14 protein-coding genes are annotated in these 18,900 nt (G+C 32.4%); 2 read left to right on the top strand and 12 right to left on the bottom strand.

What is annotated here, in order from left to right:
- Window positions 1-4 precede the first annotated feature (4 nt).
- The 7 genes from NOU10_RS01260 to NOU10_RS01230 form a co-directional block, all read right to left on the bottom strand.
- Window positions 5-1,576, bottom strand: coding sequence for a hypothetical protein (locus NOU10_RS01260; protein ID WP_255905812.1), 1,572 nt, complete (start codon window positions 1,574-1,576; stop codon window positions 5-7).
- Window positions 1,573-3,033 (bottom strand): hypothetical protein, encoded by a 1,461-nt coding sequence (locus NOU10_RS01255; protein ID WP_204770779.1) that lies wholly within the window; start codon window positions 3,031-3,033, stop codon window positions 1,573-1,575. The genes NOU10_RS01260 and NOU10_RS01255 overlap by 4 nt, the downstream gene beginning before the upstream one ends.
- Before the next feature lie 11 nt (window positions 3,034-3,044).
- Window positions 3,045-4,100: a glycoside hydrolase family 8 gene (locus NOU10_RS01250; RefSeq protein WP_255905811.1), complete on the bottom strand. Its 1,056-nt coding sequence runs from the start codon at window positions 4,098-4,100 to the stop codon at window positions 3,045-3,047.
- Window positions 4,045-5,220: a GGDEF domain-containing protein gene (locus NOU10_RS01245; protein WP_255905810.1), complete on the bottom strand. Its 1,176-nt coding sequence runs from the start codon at window positions 5,218-5,220 to the stop codon at window positions 4,045-4,047. Before NOU10_RS01245 ends, NOU10_RS01250 begins: the two co-directional genes overlap by 56 nt.
- A 352-nt stretch (window positions 5,221-5,572) precedes the next feature.
- Window positions 5,573-6,865, bottom strand: a complete 1,293-nt coding sequence (locus NOU10_RS01240) for an NCS2 family permease (protein ID WP_255905809.1) — start codon at window positions 6,863-6,865, stop codon at window positions 5,573-5,575.
- A 124-nt stretch (window positions 6,866-6,989) separates the two neighbouring features.
- Complete coding sequence (locus NOU10_RS01235) at window positions 6,990-8,195, bottom strand: NAD(P)/FAD-dependent oxidoreductase (RefSeq protein ID WP_003707584.1); 1,206 nt, start codon at window positions 8,193-8,195, stop codon at window positions 6,990-6,992.
- A 13-nt stretch (window positions 8,196-8,208) separates the two neighbouring features.
- Entirely contained in the window at window positions 8,209-9,114 is a 906-nt protein-coding gene (locus tag NOU10_RS01230) for a prenyltransferase (RefSeq protein ID WP_069469205.1), read from the bottom strand.
- A gap of 225 nt (window positions 9,115-9,339) precedes the next feature.
- Between NOU10_RS01230 and NOU10_RS01225 the strand changes: the two genes are divergently transcribed.
- On the top strand, window positions 9,340-10,326 hold the full coding sequence (locus NOU10_RS01225; protein WP_255905808.1) for a polyprenyl synthetase family protein: 987 nt from the start codon (window positions 9,340-9,342) through the stop codon (window positions 10,324-10,326).
- A 40-nt stretch (window positions 10,327-10,366) separates the two neighbouring features.
- On the opposite strand, the gene cydC is transcribed toward NOU10_RS01225, so the two are convergent.
- The 5 genes from cydC to asnA form a co-directional block, all read right to left on the bottom strand.
- Window positions 10,367-12,127, bottom strand: a complete 1,761-nt coding sequence (gene cydC / locus NOU10_RS01220; RefSeq protein WP_003706420.1) for a thiol reductant ABC exporter subunit CydC — start codon at window positions 12,125-12,127, stop codon at window positions 10,367-10,369.
- Window positions 12,120-13,844 (bottom strand): thiol reductant ABC exporter subunit CydD, encoded by a 1,725-nt coding sequence (gene cydD / locus NOU10_RS01215; RefSeq protein ID WP_255905807.1) that lies wholly within the window; start codon window positions 13,842-13,844, stop codon window positions 12,120-12,122. Before cydD ends, cydC begins: the two co-directional genes overlap by 8 nt.
- A complete protein-coding gene (gene cydB, locus NOU10_RS01210) occupies window positions 13,844-14,860 on the bottom strand; it encodes a cytochrome d ubiquinol oxidase subunit II (protein WP_193524409.1) in 1,017 nt (338 codons plus the stop codon). The genes cydD and cydB overlap by 1 nt, the downstream gene beginning before the upstream one ends.
- Complete coding sequence (locus NOU10_RS01205; RefSeq protein ID WP_034997978.1) at window positions 14,861-16,279, bottom strand: cytochrome ubiquinol oxidase subunit I; 1,419 nt, start codon at window positions 16,277-16,279, stop codon at window positions 14,861-14,863.
- 281 nt (window positions 16,280-16,560) lie between these two features.
- Window positions 16,561-17,571, bottom strand: coding sequence for an aspartate--ammonia ligase (gene asnA, locus NOU10_RS01200; protein WP_160944367.1), 1,011 nt, complete (start codon window positions 17,569-17,571; stop codon window positions 16,561-16,563).
- A 286-nt stretch (window positions 17,572-17,857) separates the two neighbouring features.
- On the opposite strand from asnA, the gene NOU10_RS01195 reads away from it, so the two are divergent.
- Window positions 17,858-18,859, top strand: a complete 1,002-nt coding sequence (locus NOU10_RS01195) for a LysM domain-containing protein (RefSeq protein WP_255905806.1) — start codon at window positions 17,858-17,860, stop codon at window positions 18,857-18,859.
- Window positions 18,860-18,900 lie beyond the last annotated feature (41 nt).

Below are 18,900 nucleotides of genomic sequence, written 5' to 3'. Positions count from 1 at the left end.
TTTCCTACTTTCTTTTAAATTTATCCCAATAAACTTTGCGACCTTTATAAATAAGTAAGACAAAGCCTATCAAAGTTACTAAAATGAAGACTGTTAAGAATTTACCTTGATAAGATAAGATCAAATTCAAACCAGTTTCTTGGTATTCTTTGTGTTTATGTTTCTTTTGAACTGGAGCAGTATCACTAATATTTTGTTCATTACCATTAACAAAATACGTTCCAGCATGGTATTCCAACTTCATTTTTGCAAAATTCATTTCTCTTGAATTATCTTCTGCAGCTGGATTTTCCCAATTTAATTCTGATCTCGAGACACTCTTCTCAACCTTACGTAATTCCGACAATGTTCGTGGCATTTTTATATTCAAGGCTGTCGGTAAAGTGTAATTTAAATTATTTGCTTTAGTCAAAGATACCGTCGTTTTAGCCTTATCCAAATCTTTTAAAGACATTACATAATATGCCTTATCAAATTCTTGACTATAATCCGTTTGCTTAACTTTTGGATATGTTTTAGGATCTGGCAGTAGCAAAACATTAGAAGCTGATTTTAATCCGACTTTTCCTAAAACTGCATCCTGATTCCAATGATTAGGCGTAGATAAACCAGTTGGATAAACACCACTTCTTACCATTAATTGCAGACGTTCACTCATTGTTGCCTTTAAATTCTGCGCATTAATTTCTTTGCCAGTATAGGAATATAAATATGGTACTCGCATAAAAATAATTCCATTTTTCAATTCAATCATTCTTAAAGAATACATATATTTCTTATAAGCAAATTGATTGGTATTACCTTCGACATTAGTTGCACTGACTGCAAAAGGAATATTATTACGATATAAATCATCAACTAACTTATCAAGATATTCTAGATTACTTGTTGGTGTAACATTATTAATTACTAATAATGGCCTACTATCTGTCTTCGTATTAAACAAATCAGCAATTAATTTCTCTTCACAATTAATTGCTAAACCACTAGTATTCCAAAATGGTAGGAAGGCATTACTATCTACTTTGACCCCATATGGTAAAGTTTTTTGATTTCCTACATTTTGCGTATTCAAAACACCATATTTGTCACTACCAGCAACGTCTACCAAATATTCCATTCGATTAGTATATGGTATCTGTTCTGTTATTCCATCATCTGACAGTGTTAACTGCTGCTTAATAATCATACCTTTTTTTGCATGTAATCCTTCTAATTCATCATCTTGTAAATTAGGCCCAATATGCAATTTAGTACCTGAGAATTTAGCTCTATCATGTGTAAAGCTATCATTACTTAAATCAGCTTCCTGCCAATTAATCAGAGTTACTACTCCCCGATATTTGTTGTCGCTCAATTCTCCACTTCGGTAATTTTCTAACATAACTGTTTTTACCTTTAATCCGTCTGCCGTTAACATTCTTTGCACAGAATCGATTTTTTTAGAACCGTTATAATAGACATTTTCACTATCATACACTAACAAAACTGGTCGGTTATCATCCGCCTGTACTGGAATATGTATACTCAAGATGCTGAGGATTGACAAACAAATTAATAATAAATATCTTTTCAATATTCACCCTCCCTCAAAGGATGCCAAAAATTATGATGTAAGACATCTGAAATTATCTGCAAGAAAATTAAGTTTAATGATAAAGGTACCATCAATAAATGCTTGGCTAAATCAGCATCACCGTCACCAACAACCGCTGTAATAAAGGTCCCTATTACCATTGTTGTATATCCAATTACCATAAAAACTTTAATTGCAGATTCCATTTCATTACTTTTTACGCTAATAACAAAAATTACTATATATAAAGCAACTAAAACTACACATAATGTCATATAGAAAGCAAACTTTTTAGGAAAGAAAGCTTTCATCATCGCTCCATATAAAGTAAAGTATTGTACTTGTTGATGCGGCTTTGCACCAGATTTTTTAGTAAAATCACCGACCGCTTTAATTTGTACCAGGTAGCCATCGCGTGCAGCTACGTCTAACATTTCATTAAATTGTTGTTCATGTGTTAGATAATATTTCAAAATCCAAGCAAAATTATATTTTGGAATAAAGTCCTTGGTTATGTTTTTGGATTTAATAGATGTTGCGGCATAAGTTTGAGTATAAATATCTCCTTTCAACAATCCATATTGACGAGATATTCCACCTTTTTCTAGAGAATTACCAGGATCTTGTTCTTTTAACATTACTCCTCGAGTCATTGATTGGTAACTATTAATATTACTGAATTGATCTGTAATCATTACATAAGTCGCAATCCCTGATCCCAGCAAGATTAAACAAGAAATCGGAATTATTAATCTATAAAGTTTGTTTCTATATACAAAATAAATTCCGATCGTAACCACAACTAAACTCAATGCTAATGGTGCATTTTGCTGTTTAACAGTTACCAATGCTAATGATGCTAAAAAATACACTGCTAGCATATACCAACTACGAGCAAAATGTTTTTTCATCAGTAATAATAAGGAAGCTGTAATATACATCATTGCTATTATCATAACTGGTTCAGCGAAAAAAGAGTTAAAATATAATGTCAGCGATGAATCAGCAAACATAAAAACTACAATTAACGCTATTACATAATCTACATTTTTTCGCTTGTTTGAGTTTGTCACAGCTAGAGTTAGTAAGTAAATTGCCCCTAAATAAAAGACGTAATAAACTAATCCCATAAACCTAATATCAAACACTGTTTTGCTGTAGAATAACTTATTTAATAATACTGCTGTTTTTACAAAAATACCTTGCGAAGAAAACAACATCGCAATATGTTCATTGTAGTATTTAAATAAACCATAATGTTGCGTTAAATAAGTTGTATACTGGTAATTCTTCGTATCTAATGGGTAGATTCCATTGATATAAATTACCCTGGCAAAATCCCCGTTATCTGCATATCCATTAATTGGAGATACAAATAACAAATACCCCACTATCACTGCTGCTAAAACACAGGCTAATAGGGGCGGAGAAATATTTTTCCTAAATTTTTCTATCATTACTCACATTCCTATTGATTTAATGCTACTAAAGCATTTAATTCATTAAATGAATATACCTGTTTAGTCTTACTATCTCCAAAACTTCCGTAAATTTCAGATTTCTTATCTGTAACTTGCATCGATAGTAAAACTTTTTTTGCAGCATCATACAATTGGTCATCATGAACTGCATTCCCTATCATCATCGCAATTGCATAATTAGCTGCTGAAGTAGACTTATCTTCTGCCTTTCCTGTAACAGAATAAGCATTGTATAAAGTTTGTGTGTCTACTTTTTGTTTTACCCAATTCAAACTATCTTTAGGTAACTTATCTATCTCAGCTAAATGTAAAAATGTTATTAAAAGCTGAGGAGTTACCAACTTATCTTTAGCATATTTTTTATCCTTTAAGTTATAACTTTGATAATATAATGGCACTTCACGACTAATTTTACCCTCTTCCACTACTCGTAAAGCTTTGTGATAACTCCTTGAATCTAATTTCTTCAAAACAGATAAATCTTGGTAGCACAAAGTAACCAACTGATTATGTGTCTTACTATCAAGACTATACATATCAGTCAATAAGCCTGCTTGTTTCACTCTTACACTTAATTTCTTGTATAGATCTTTAACTTCAGACTGGTACTTTTTTGTGTGATTAACTTTATCATAAGTCACTAATGCAGATATAATACGCAAATCATCCACTGTTGCATTAACTTGATATTTATCTGGATGTTTGGCATCAAAACGATATAAGAATACTCCTTGGCGATAAAAAGTTTTCTTCGTTAACGCATAAAATGCTCTAAACTTTTTATTTTGCTTTGTTTCAGCTAAATATTGCAGATAATATCCAGATGATTCACTTAAATATTGATGACCTGTTGCTAAAGTATCATCATTGCCTATTTTTACTAAATAATTAGTATATATTCCATATTTTCCTGTTAGCTTATTATCTATGAAATGAACCAGTGCATCACTAGAAGTAACTGTATCTGCCTTAACTAAATTTGAAAAATTAGTAGCTAAGAGGCATATCAGTATCAGTAGACTTCTTTTCCAAATCTTTAGCACAGGTTACACTCCCCTTTTTATGTCGTTTACTGTAATAGAGTGCTCTATCGGCCTCTCTTAAAACAGTTTTGATATCTTTCTTATCACATCCTAGGGCAATTCCTCCAGAAAATGTGACTGTAATTTTATCACCGGTTGCTGTTACATAATCTTTAGTTCGTAATTCTTCAGCTAGTTTATCTATCATCTCTAGACAATCTTCAACTGTTACTCCATGTACAGAAATACAAAATTCTTCTCCACCAAAACGATATACTGAAGCTAACTCACCGAAATGAGCCTTAACTTCAGTAAATAAACGTTTAGTAAAATAAACTAATACATCATTACCCTCAAGATGACCATAGGTATCATTAAGCTTTTTGAAATCATCAATATCCAAGATGCATATTATTTGATGTTTACTACTTTTTTGTGATAATTCATTCATATGACTATGAAATGAATTATAATTTAACAAGTTTGTTAATCCATCATGAGATCCATCATATCTTGCCATTCTCAATTCTTCATATTGCTTAGTTAAGAAGTTAACGTAAACATTTGCCACAGCAAACATTAACAACGTCCCTAAAGTTACATCTATTATTGATGCAAATGTAAAATATGTTGCACTCATCGCATGATATTTACCAGGTAACACAAAATAAACCAATGGTGGAATTTGATTAACAATTAGGAATTCTAATATACATCGGTAGATCAATGGCAGTGCTTCAATTCTAATGAAGATTTCACATACAATGATTAATAGTGCACCTTCCCAAGCAAAATTGAACATCGCTGCCGCAGGAATATCGTTGATAGTATATAGAAAGAAATTATCAAATAATGGCGCAAACGCTAACATTACATGTCCTAAATACTTTTCACGCATGTAATTTGATAAATAAAAGTTCAAAATCGCCATTGAATATTGATAATACAAGCCATCAATTGTGGAGCGACAAAATTCTATAATAAAGAATTGATATAAGCAAAAGGTTAGTAATACAGCAATATAACTTTGAACCTTACTTAAACGTTCCTCAATATAATTTTTATAAAAAGTCCACTGACTGTATAATAAGCTAACTATCACCAGAGGCATCACTAAAGACAAAATAATCGCCTTGTACAATAGTATTTCACCACCTAAATACTAAAATAAATTATCTTTCATTTTCAAATTATTACTCGTACTATTAAATAATATAAATATTTGCTTTAATTGTCAATCATCATTTTTTAGCGATATAATAAGCATTAATAATTATTTCCTAGGATTTTTACCAATTTTTCTGAACATTATATAATAATATCATTATAAATAATTTATGTTATTAAAGTAAGTAATCGAAATATATTTACGTATATCCGTAAATTTTCTAATATTTTATAATGTTAATTATGATAAAAATACTATTTTTATATCATCTAAAATTTATATTTTTCTATAAAAAAAGCGTCTGCGTACTCACGCAAACGTTAATCTACTGTCCTATGATAGATTCACAAATAAGTTGAATCAAAAATAAGAAACTTAAAACATACATGACTTTAGAAACATCTTTATAATTTCCTACTACTAATTTACAGATCGGATACACGATGAATCCAAAAGCTAGACCTGTTGATATCGAACTAGTTAAAGGAATTAAAACTAAAATTAAGAATGTTGGGAACCATTCACTAAAATCAGCAAATTTCACAAATCTTAATTGTTGCATCATAATGGCTCCTGTAATAATTATTACTGGTGCAATCGCTGATTCAGGTATAAATGATAATAATGGAATCAAGAAAATTGCTGCTAAAAACAATACCCCTGAAGTAATTGCCATTACCCCTCTACGACCACCACTTTGAATACCAGAAGCACTTTCAGCTGCTGCTACTGTTGGACTAGTTCCTAAAAATCCTGAAAGAAAAGCTGCAATTGAACTTGCTTGAAATGCCTTTTTGAACTGTGATTTAACTGGCAGTAACCCTTCTAAAATCCCCATCGATTCAAAAACTAAGATCATTGTCATAGAAAAGATTGCTATTAAAAATTTTAACGTAAATAGCTGACTAAAATCACCTTGAGCAACAATTTCACTGTACTTACTAATCTCGGTCAATCTAATATTAGGTACGTTCGAGCCCTTCACTCCGATGATATTCCCTAAAATACTAATCACAATTATTCCTATTATAAAATCACCTGGAACTCTACGTAAAAATAAGATCAAAGTTAACATTATTCCTAATAAGGATAGGATAACTTCAGGTGCTAATAAGTTACCCATAGCTAGTAAAGATCGACTGCCACCTGACTTAACAATGCCAGCTTTTTCTAATCCTAAAACTACTAGGAACATTCCAATTCCAGCTGTTATCCCTATCTTTAAATTTTGTGGTATCTTTTGTGCTAAATACTCACTAATTGGAGTAAACGCTATTACCATGTATAAAAAGCTACTAATTATTGAGATCGCAACAGCTTGTTCCCAAGTTAAATCCATCCCTACAACTAAAGTATAGGTAAAAAATGCATTAACCCCCATTCCTGGAGTAATGATAATTGGCGCATCAGCCCAAATACCCATTATTAATGAACCTATAAATGAAGAAAAAATTGTTGCAAAGACACTTAAATTAGCTGGAATTCCTGCATCAGTTAAAATTATCGGATTAACAATAATAATATAAGAGATTGCAAAGAATCCTGTAATCCCTACTAAAATTTCCTTCTGAATTGGTGTTTTCTTGGGTTGCCAAGATCTTTTTATTTTATTTTCCATACTTTCGCCCTTTCTCTTAAAAGTGCAACTATTTTAATGTAGCGGAAATATGTTTCATAGTCAAGGGATAGCCCATAAAAAAGAGCCACCTCACCTAAGTGAGATAGCTCTCTTGTCATTAATTCTAGTGATATAGATCAAAACGACCCTTAGCAAATAATTCTTTTGCCCCACCAATATCAGCTAATGATTTGTTCATAATCATCTTCTTGACGAATGAAGCTGGGAAACCTTTGTATTCTTTCTTACCTACAAGACCAAAGGCATGTGTGTTACCAACAGAAGCAACTGTACCTAAGGAGTTGTAACTAAATGGTTCTGGAACTTCCCCCTTCAAACGTTGAGCAATTGCATGTCCAACATAAGCACCCATACGTGTAGCAATTTGAGCTGTTGTTGGGTATGGACGATCTGTTGCCTTATCCATAAGAGCAGATACGTCACCAATGATGTATAAATCATCATGATCTGGATCAAGTAAGTTATCATTAACAATTACACGACCACGACGTTCCTTGAAACCAGATTCACCCATAACGGGACTACCACTAACACCAGTTGTCCAAATAATTGTCTTACCTGGAACTGCTTGAAGTTCTTCGTTATCTTGTGTTGCGTACATTACACGACCATCTTGGATTTCCTTAATCATGCAACCTGTCATGATCTTAACACCTAAACTCTTAACTAATGATACACCGTAGTTTGCAAGATTTTCACTAAACATTGGTAATAACTTAGTTGCAGCTTCAACAATTGTGATAGAAATTTCAGATTCGTCTACACCTGCAAGCTTAGCATATTTTGGACGTTCATCAACTAAAGCACCTGCTAATTCGATACCTGTGAAACCAGCACCACAAACAACAATGTTCAAGTATTCCTTGTCTTGTGTTTCACGATACTTCTTCATAGTTTCAACGATGTGTTCATGAATAGCAACAGCTTGGTCAATATCTGTCATTTGTAAAGCATTATCTAAAGCACCTTTAATGCCAAATGTTTCAGATACAAAACCTAAAGCTAATACACAGTAGTCATAGCGTAATTGACCTGAATTCTTCAATTCAACAGTCTTCTTATCAGCATCTACTTTAACTACTTCATCTTGAATAAATTTAACCTTGTTATTCAAAACATCTTTAATTGGATATGTAATCTTGCTCTTGTCTACAGAACCTGCAGCAACTTCGTGCAATTCTGTAGCTTCATAATGATAATCATTCATATCAACTAAAGTAATATGAGCGTTGTCCCCTACTTCTTTTTGAAGATTTCTAACTGCTTTTAAGCCTGCATAGCCAGCACCTAAAACTAAAACTTCTTTCATGGTTTAAAACCTCCTACAAAAATAATAATCCAATAGAATAGGTTAGAACTTGTATAAATGAACCAAAAGCTAAAATCTTAACTGCACACTTAAATGTTTTGGATTTAACTTGTTCTTTCATCAACATCCTATCTTGTTTATATACAAATGGTATTGCCAACAAAGCTAACAAACTCGTCCACGGTGCTAGCTTGAGATAAAAAGATAGAATAATTGCAGCAAATGCTAAAACATTCTTCAAGCTAAATGCAAATAAAGCATTTTTCACACCAATAAAATGAACAATTGTATGTCGATTATTTCTTTCATCCTCGTCATAATCACAAATATTATTAGCTAACATTAGATTAGAGATCCATAAAATATTTGGTAAAGAAATCAAAAATACCTTAGCTAGATTCTCCCAATGCCATGAAAATATTTGGTATGAATTAAGATAAACACAGATTAAGCTTATTACAAAACCCATTGTAATACCGGAGAAAAATTCTCCTAAAGGTAAACTAGATAAAGGACGTGGACCTGAGGAATAGAAAATTCCCACAGCAAAGCAAAACAACCCCATCCAAAGTAATGGCAAACCTGTCACATATACTAAATACAATCCCATAATCGCAGCAATCACTGTCATAACGGCTAAAATTACAAATACCAATCTAGGAGAAAGTCCTTCTCTCCCAATAATATTCGTTTTACGCTTATATTCTAGTTTATCAACTGCATGATGATAGTCATTGTAATTATCCAATGCATCAACTGCCATATTAAATAAAAGCATCGCAATAAAAAATACCACTGATAGTCCTAAATGAACTGAGTTATAGTAATAATAACTAAAGCAAATTCCTATCAAAAATGGCAAGATACTTGCTGTCTTAGCTTTGATTTCAACAAGTTCTAGGAAGACTTTTAAAGACAAAACTCTGCCTCCTAGTAAAATAAAATATATTACCTTCTATATAATATATTACCATATTCTTATGTAATTGGTTACCATATTCTCTCAAAAAATTCATATTTAGCAAAATTATTTTGTTCTTTTACATTTACTCATGAATTTCAAAATAAATTTTAATTCAAAGTAGTTGAACAAGCTATTTTAGGGTAAAATAGAAACATAAACTGTCATTAAGGAGGTGAGAAAATGACATTTAATTTATGGTTACAGTACCCTGAACTAGCAAAAGATATCGAAAAAGTTAAATATAATCTTCAAGCTAAAATTTCTGTTGATTATCCAGACTTGCAAGCAGCTCTATCCAGAATGGCAAGCAATGGCGGTAAATTTTTACGTCCAGCCTTTTTCTTACTATTTACCAAATTAACAGCAGACTCACAAAATCGTGTAGACGATAAAAAACTCATTGATATAGCTACTTCACTTGAAGTTTTACATATGTCCACACTTATTCATGATGACATCATTGACGATTCTCCTAAACGACGTGGTGAAGTTAGTATTCAAAGTCAATTTGGTAAAGATATTGCTGTCTATGCTGGTGATTACCTATTTACTGTATTCTTCGATTTAATTACTGATAATGTTTTGGATACACCTTTTTTCAAAATCAATTCAAGAACCATGAAGAAAATTTTATTAGGTGAATTAAATCAAATGAAACATCGCTATAATACTCAACAGACTTTCTTAAATTATTTGCGTAATGTAAATGGAAAAACTGCTTATCTTTTTAGATTAGCAAGTGCTGAAGGAGCATATTTTGGTGGTGCTTCTCCTCAAACTGTCAGTTTAGCTACTAGAATTGGTCAAAATATTGGTATTAGTTTTCAAATTTTAGATGATATTCTTGACTACTCTGATGCTTCAAGGCTAAACAAACCTACTCTTGAAGATTTAGCTACTGGTGTTTATTCTTTGCCATTATTATTGGTCCTCAACGAAGACTCGGAAGAATTACATACTTTATTAGCTAAAAAGCAAGACCTAACTTTACCTGAAATTCAACGTATCCAAGCTTTAGTCGTTGAATTAGGTGGTGTAGAAAAAGCTAAAGATTTAGCTGCTAAATTTACTAATAAAGCACTTATTGATATCAATAAATTACCTGATTCTACAGCTAAAAAGAAACTTGCTAAACTTACTAAAGTCTTATTAAAACGTACAAATTAAAAAGTCATCACTCTAATTTTTTAGAATGATGACTTTTATTTTATCGTCCTTCATCAATTGCTTTAAGCTTTTGATAACGTTCGTTTGTTTTTCTCAAATAATCAGGACTACCCTGCATTTCAATAGTTCCATCTTCAATAAAGATAACTTGATCCATTGCTTCAACACCTTGTAAGTGATGAGTTATCCAAATTAAAGTTTTATCTTTCAATTCACGATTAAAAATTGAAATTACTTCTTGTTCAGTTAATGGATCTAAGCCCACAGTTGGTTCATCTAAAATGATAATTGGAGCATCTTTTAACAAAATTCTTGCCAATGCCATTCGATGTCTTTCACCACCAGAAAAACGCATTCCGGCTTCGTCCACCATTGTTTCCAGTCCTTGTGGTAAAGCTTTAACCATATCTTTCAAGCCTACACGTTCCAGCACTTGCCATACTTGCTCGATAGTAGCCTCTTCATTTCCGATTCTAAGATTATTTAAAATAGTAGTATTAAATAAATATGGAGTCTGATGTATTACTCCAATATAATTGGAAATTTGATCGCCAACTTTGCTTACGTCAATACCATTTATAGTAATCGCACCTTCAGTAGCAACTCTATCCCCTCTAATCAAGTTAGCTAACGTACTTTTACCTGAACCACTTCGACCTAAAATTGCTAACTTATCGCCAGAAGATATATCTAAGTTAATACCCTTAAGGATTTCACGACTACCATTTTCATATCTAAAATGCACATTATCTAATTTAATATCATAAGGTGCAATTAATTTAATTTCTGATTTTTCTTCTTCAAATGAATTATCTTGTAGTCTATTTAATCTAACTAAAGAATCCTTATATACATTAGTTTCTTGTGAAGCAGCTGGAATTACTGCAAATGCATCAACCACAGGGAAAAGACACAAAACAAAAGCAGCAATCCAGTTAGCTAGACCTGTATATACTCCATTACTGCCACCTAGGTATGTACCGCCCCATAAAATAAGACTCACAACTACCAACATAAATACTAACTGTAAGAGATAATCTCTGATTTGATCAAAATGATGTAGTTTTTCTTGAACATCCATCAATTTTTCCTCATTTTGTTCATGTAGCTTAACGTAATCACGACCACGTTGAGCAAAAATCCAATCTGTAATCCCAACAATATTATCAGTTAAGTCTAGGTATAATTCATTCTTTATTTTCTTTTCATATTCTTGTCTAGCACCATTTACGATAACTGACCAAATTGGAAATGCTACTAACATAATACCTATCATTAATAGCATCAAAAGTCCCATCCAAATTGAAAAAATACCAACTCCAATAACAACAAATACATAAAGTCCCCATGCAACAAAGGTTGGGAAAATGGTTCTTAAATATAAATTTTGGATGTGATTAATATCTTCTGATAATAATCCTAAAACATCGCCGAGTTGATACTTACTCTTAAAGAATACCGCATCTTTTTCCAAAGCCTTATACAACTTAACACGTAAATCAGAAGTCATTTTAAAAACCCAGTTATGACTTGTTAATCTTTCAAGATAATGGAATACCGGTCTACCTACACCAAATGCACGTGTCAAAACAATTGGAACATAAACTAGCAAAATATTTTCTGGACGTGTAGCTGAACGACTAATTAGATAACCAGAATTAAACATCAAGGCTCCTGCACAAAAGAATGTTAAAATTCCTAAGAAAATTGCTAGTACCAAAGTTTTCTTGTATTTTTTTAAGAAAGGCTTAACCCAAGTATCTTTTTTCAATTCTTGTAATAATGGAATTTTCTTAAACATTCTTTTCACCACCTTTTGCTCGATTTAATAATTCATAGAAATATGCTTGATGAGCTAACAATTCATCATATTGTCCTTCTTCGGCAATTTTTCCATCCTTTAAGACGACGATTTTATCCATATCTTTCATCCAATGTAGACGATGTGTAGCAAAAATTACCAATCTATCCTTCATTAAAGGTAACATTCTTTCCTTTAATTCCAATTCAGTCTCAATATCTAAGTGAGCTGTTGGTTCATCAAAAATCAATACTTTTCTTTGCTTATCTAAAAATGCTCTAGCTAAAGCAATTCGTTGAGCTTGTCCACCACTTAAAGTTCTTTGCCCATTACCAATTAATGTATCAAGTTTATCTGGAAGTTCTTCTAATAAATCTTCCAATCCTACTGCTTTAATTGCTTTAATAATTTCTTCATCGCTAGCATCAGGTGTATAGAAAGCAATATTGTAACGCAAAGTATTATCAAAGATATATGGACTTTGTGGAATATAGATAATTTGATTTCGCCATGCATCTTCATTTAAATCAGTAGTTTCTTTACCTTGAATTTCAAATTTTCCATTTTTCAAAGGTAAAAAGCCGCTTAACAAATTAATTAGAGTTGTCTTACCAGCCCCACTCATTCCAATAATTCCAACTTTTTGATAGCCTGTAAACTCTGTATTAAACTTAACTGGCTCTGCATTATCATCATAAGTAAACTCAATATTATCTAGTTTCAAACTATCTGTAGGTTGCCATTGATGAAGCTCTAACTTACTTTCTTTAACTTCAGCACTATTGATAATTTCTTGAATTGAGTGGAAGGAATTTTTCCCATTTAAAGTTGCATGATAATCATTAGCGAATGCTCTAATTGGTAAAAAGTATTCCGGCGATAAAATCAATACTGTTAAAGCTGGAAATAATGTAATTTCACCATTGATCAAACGTAATCCCAAAAATACAGCTACTACCGCGATTGATAAAGTTGTAAAAAAGTCTAACGCAAATGTTGAAAGAATTGCAACGCGTAATACACTCATTGTAGTCTTTCTAAAACGTTCACTTGTCTTATAAATACTGTTGGCGTATCGTTTACTTAAACCAAAGTATTTTAATGTATCAATTCCTCGTAAAGAATCAATAAAATGATTGGATAAACGTTGAAAAGAAACAAATTGTTTATCTGCCTTAGCCTTAGCTGCATATCCTAAAATAATCATAAACAATACAATTAAAGGATAGATGAAGAATAAGATTACTCCTGATACCCAATCCAGATAAAAGGCCATCGCTAAAACTACAATTGGCACAATCATCATACTAATCATTTTGCTAAGTGTTAGTTGAATATAATCTTCAACTTCAGAAATACCATCTAAAGTCAAAGTGACCATGTGTCCAGTTCCTTGTTTCTGTACCAATTCTGGACCTAAAATGAAGACTTTTTCTAATAAAGTTTTACGTAATTTCTTTGCTTCTACACGTGCATAATCGTCTAACCAGCGATTGCTCCACCATTGTAGCCCTTCTCTTCCAGCAAAAGAAATTATAAAACCAATAATATAAATAAATTGTTCCTTAAGTGGTTTTCCATTCCATAAATGTGTAATCACTAACCCTAGACTGACAGCTTGACCAACTATAAGAAAAGCTTGTAGGATATAAAGTCCTACAAGCCCTCTCATAGTTTTTTTAATGTCTGTCAGGGTTAATAAACCCTTATCAAACATTATTCACCCTCCGTTATAGTAGGCATTTTAATTCTTCTTCTGAAGATGTAGTATGCCCAAATTGTGTATGCCAATACAAAAGGTAAAAGACAGAATGTTGCAATTGTCATGATCTTCAAAGTATAAGGTGTTGAAGATGCTGTTGAAATTACTAAATTGTATTTAGCACTGATAGAGGAAATCATCAAACGTGGGAATAAACCTGAGAATAGTAATGCCACTAAAGCTACTAAAGTCAATCCACTATAAATGAAAGAATTAATTTCCTTACCTTTAAATACTGATACATGTGCTAAAACAGTTAAAAGTACAATTACAACTAAAATAGCTAATGTGCTAATTGGATGTACTTTCAAGAAGTCTGTTTGGAAAATTAACAATAGTGCAAATACAACCAAACCTACATATAGTACCCAATATAAGAATTGAGCATAGTTCTTAGCTCTATCTCTGATAGCACCTTCTGTCTTCAATGCAATGTAGTTCAAACCATGTAAGTAAACTAATAAAGTTAAAGCTACACCACCAACAACTGAAAAGACATTGATGTAATCAAAGAAACCAGCATGCATATTACCATTAGCATCAATTGGCATGCCTTGAACCATACTGATGAATAAAATACCAAAAAAGAATGGTACGATGAAACTACCGATTGCTAAAGTCCAATCCCATGTTTTCTTCTTAGCACCTTCAGCATGATGTCTAAATTCAAATGATACTCCACGAATAATTAAACCTAATAGGATAATTAATAAAATTAAGTAGTATCCTGAGAATAAGGATGCATACCAGTAAGGGAAAGAAGCAAACATTGCCCCACCAGCAGTGATGAGCCAAACTTCATTTCCATCCCAAACTGGTCCAATTGTTCTAATTAATTGGGTTCTTTCAGCATCATTTTGTGCTAAAGTCTTAGTTGCCATTCCTACACCATAATCAAATCCATCAAGGAAGAAGAAACCTGCAAATAATACTCCAATTAAAATGAACCATAAAAATTGTAAAGCAGTCATCTAAAACGCCTCCTTATCAAAAGGATCTAAGCCATGTTTAGCAAATTCTGGCTCACTTGCTTCATCAGGTCCTTTACGAAGTTCCTTAACTACAAAGCCAACCATTACAATAGCTAAAATTGTAAAAATTGCAAAATACAAGATATTTGAAATCAATAATGACGTTGCAGAAACACTTGGTGATACACTTTGTGCGATTGTAAATAATCCGTATACAGTCCATGGATAACGACCCAATTCTGTAATTAACCAACCACATGTATTTGCCAAGAATGGTGTAAATGTCATTAAAGCTACAACCCACAACATCCAATTAGTATTAAATAAGCTTGCCTTCTTCTTACGTGTGAAGAACAATCCTAAAGCAGATACAAGGAATGTTAAAGCACCAAAACCTGCCATTACACGGAAACTCCAGAATAATGTGTTAACTGGAACGTAGTAATTATTCTTAGTTCCGTATTTTGCTTGTAATTCTTTGTTGATTGTGTCCATACCTTTAACTGAACCAGTTGTCTTACCATAGGAAAGAACACTCAACATACCTGGAATTTCAATTGTATAATTTGTCTTATGATTCTTGGTATCAGCAATTCCGACAACTGTCCAACCTGCTGATTTACCAGTATCTTTGTACAATGCTTCCATTGCGCTAAATTTCATTGGTTGTGTGTGAAGTAAGTCTTTCATTTGAAGGTCACCTACACCCATTACAGATAAGGAACCTAGTAAACTTACGATCATACCTAAACGCATTGAACGTTTGAAAATATCCTTACTTACTTCAGATAGAGACTTTCTCTTCAAAAGTCTAAATGCAGCCATACCAGCTACAACTACACCACCCATCATGATAGCACCAGAAATAACGTGTCCCCATTCATACCAAACTTGTGGGTTTCTTAATAGAGCAGAAAAGCTTGTCATTTCAGCACGTCCATTACGGATTGTGTAACCTACTGGATGTTGCATAAATGAGTTAGCAGTCAAAATCCAAAGAGCAGATGTCATTGTACCAATTACAACCATCCAAACAAAGAATAAGTGCAAACCTGGTTTCACTCTATCCCAAGTAAACATCCATAAACCAATAAATGTAGATTCAATGAAGAAAGATAGTAAAGCTTCCATAGCAAGTGGAGCACCAAAGATATCCCCCATGAATCTAGAGTAATCTGACCAGTTCATACCAAATTGGAACTCTTGAATAAGCCCGGTTACAACACCAACAGCGAAGCTCAACAAGAAAATATTCCCCCAGAACTTTGTCATTTTCTTATAAGCTTCGTTCTTTGTACGAACATAGCATGTTTCCATCAATGCAACCATAAAAACCATTCCGATTGAAAATGGAACGAAGAAGAAATGGAATATGGTCGTCATGGCAAATTGGAAACGAGCCAAACTTAAAATACTCATAACGATAAACCTCCATTCAAATTTAAAAAAATCAGTATACCACTAATCTTAAATAATTCTTTACATTTTTTATTGTAGCCTTTTTATTAATTGTTTTCAATATTTTATACCATTTTTATTTGAAAATGTTTTCAATATAATTTTAATTAATTTAGATTATTCATTTAAATGTACAAAAAATACTAGTAATTAAATAATTACTAGTATTTCAAATAAAATATTTTGTATCATATTTAAAATTATGTACATTAACTTTAGCTAATGATAATTATTATTTAATACTATAAAATGTGAATGCCATTTTCTTCACATTTTTTAAGCATTTCATCTGGCCAAATACTTGCTTGTACTTCACCAACATGTGCTTTACCTAATAGCAACATACATAGACGAGATTGCCCAATTCCTCCACCAATAGTATATGGTAATTCTTTGTTTAAAATCATCTTATGATATTGCAACTTCAAGCGTTCTTCATCGCCTGTTTTCTTTAATTGCTCTACCATAGAATCTTCATCAACACGGATCCCCATACTTGATAACTCTAAAGCACATTGCAATGGTTCATACCAGAATAAAATGTCACCATTTAATTTCCAATCATCATAGTCAGGAGCTCTACCATCGTGACGCTTACCACTCTTTAGAACATCACCAATTTGCATTACAAAAACGCAACCTAGTTCTTTACAGATGGCATTTTCACGATCTTTAGCATCTTCTAACTCTGGATATTTATCTTCCAATTCTTGTGAAGTTATAAAATGAATCTTATCAGGCAAATGGTAAACAGCATTAGGGAATTTGTACCATACTTCGTGTTCCATATGCTTGACAACTTTAAAGATTAATTCAACTGTTTCTTTTAATGTTTTTTCATTGCGTTCATCTTTGGAAATGACTTTTTCCCAATCCCATTGATCAACGTAACTAGAATGGAAATTATCCAAATCTTCATCCTTGCGAATAGCGTTCATATTAGTATATAAACCTTCATGTAAGCCGAAGCCATATTTCTTCAAGGCCATACGCTTCCATTTAGCCAAAGAATGGACAACTTCGATGGTTTCGCCAGGCATGTCTTTCATAGTAAAAGATACTGGTTTTTCATATCCATTCAAATTATCATTAATCCCTGAACTCTTTTCGACATACATTGGAGCTGAAACACGATTTAAGCCCATTTCCTTGCCAAATTCATCTTGGAATGTTTCGCGAATATAACGAATTGCTTCTTGGGTTTCGCGGATTGATAATTTAGGATCATAATCCTTTGGAATAATTAAATCCAATCTAATCACTTCTTTTCTATTAATTAATATGTCATTAATACTACACTAAGCATCAGTAAATTACAATACTTTATTTAAAATAAATTTCTACTTACTATTAGCTATTTATCAACCTTTACCCAACTTTATTATTTCTTCTCCCCTTTCAAAAAAATAATTAAAAAAAGCTAAGATTACAAAAAATTAATATCTTAGTAATATTTTTACTATTTTAATGTAAACGATTTTTAGTTATACTATATAAGTATAGACAGAAAATCTATTTAATTTGGAGTGAACTTAGTATATGAAATTAAACAAGACTTTATTATCCTTAACTGCCGCTACTGGTATTATCGCAACTGGTGCAGCTGCTAATGGTGCTAAAGCTGACAAAATCACTGTAAAATCCGGTGATACTGTTTCTCAACTTGCTTTAGACCACGCTACTACCGTTGATAACGTACAACAATTAAATAATCTTGAAAATGTTGATTTGATCTTTGTTGGTCAAACTCTTGAAATGGGTGATGGTAGTTATACTACAACTACATATCAAACTGCCTCCCAATACCAACAAAATTACGCTCAAAATACAGATGCACAAGCTAACTATACTCAAACTGATTATAGTGCTGCTCAAAATAATGTACCTGCTGCAACAGATCAAGTTCAAGATACTACAACTACTGTTGACCAAACAGCTACTCCTGCAGACACAACTACTCAAGATGCTCAAACTAATGTTGCTAGCGATATTACAACTTCTGAAGCACAAGTTGATGCTACAAATACTGATCAAGCAGCTACTACAACAAATGATACAGTTTCCACAAATACTACTGATCAAACAGCAGATCCTGTAGAAACAGAAACTACAACAACACAAACAGAAGTTCAAGCACCTGCTACTACAACATATGTAGAAAATACACCTGCTGAAACTCCTACTACAACTTGGACAGATACTACTAGTTCTGTAAATAATATTGTAGATAATACTAACTCTAACTATTCTTCAGCAAGTACTACACCTGCTGCTACTACAACAGCTACTCAAAATACTACTACTAGCTCTACTTCTAGCGATGAAGATGCTGCTAGAGAATGGATTGCTAATAAGGAATCTGGTGGTAGTTACACAGCTAAGAATGGTATCTACTATGGTAAGTATCAATTAACTGCAACTTACTTAAATGGTGACTATTCTGCTGAAAACCAAGAAAAAGTTGCTAATGAATATGTAGCTTCTCGTTACGGTTCATGGACTGCTGCTAAAGCTCATTGGGAAGCAAATAACTGGTATTAATATAATTACTATATATAGGAAGTTTTTATCTTCCTATTTTT

It is taken from the genome of Ligilactobacillus sp. MP3 (genome assembly GCF_024436335.1).
Taxonomy (GTDB): domain Bacteria; phylum Bacillota; class Bacilli; order Lactobacillales; family Lactobacillaceae; genus Ligilactobacillus; species Ligilactobacillus salivarius.
The sequence above is the reverse complement of the archived record's forward strand: the minus strand, read 5'-3'. Positions and strand labels throughout refer to the sequence as shown.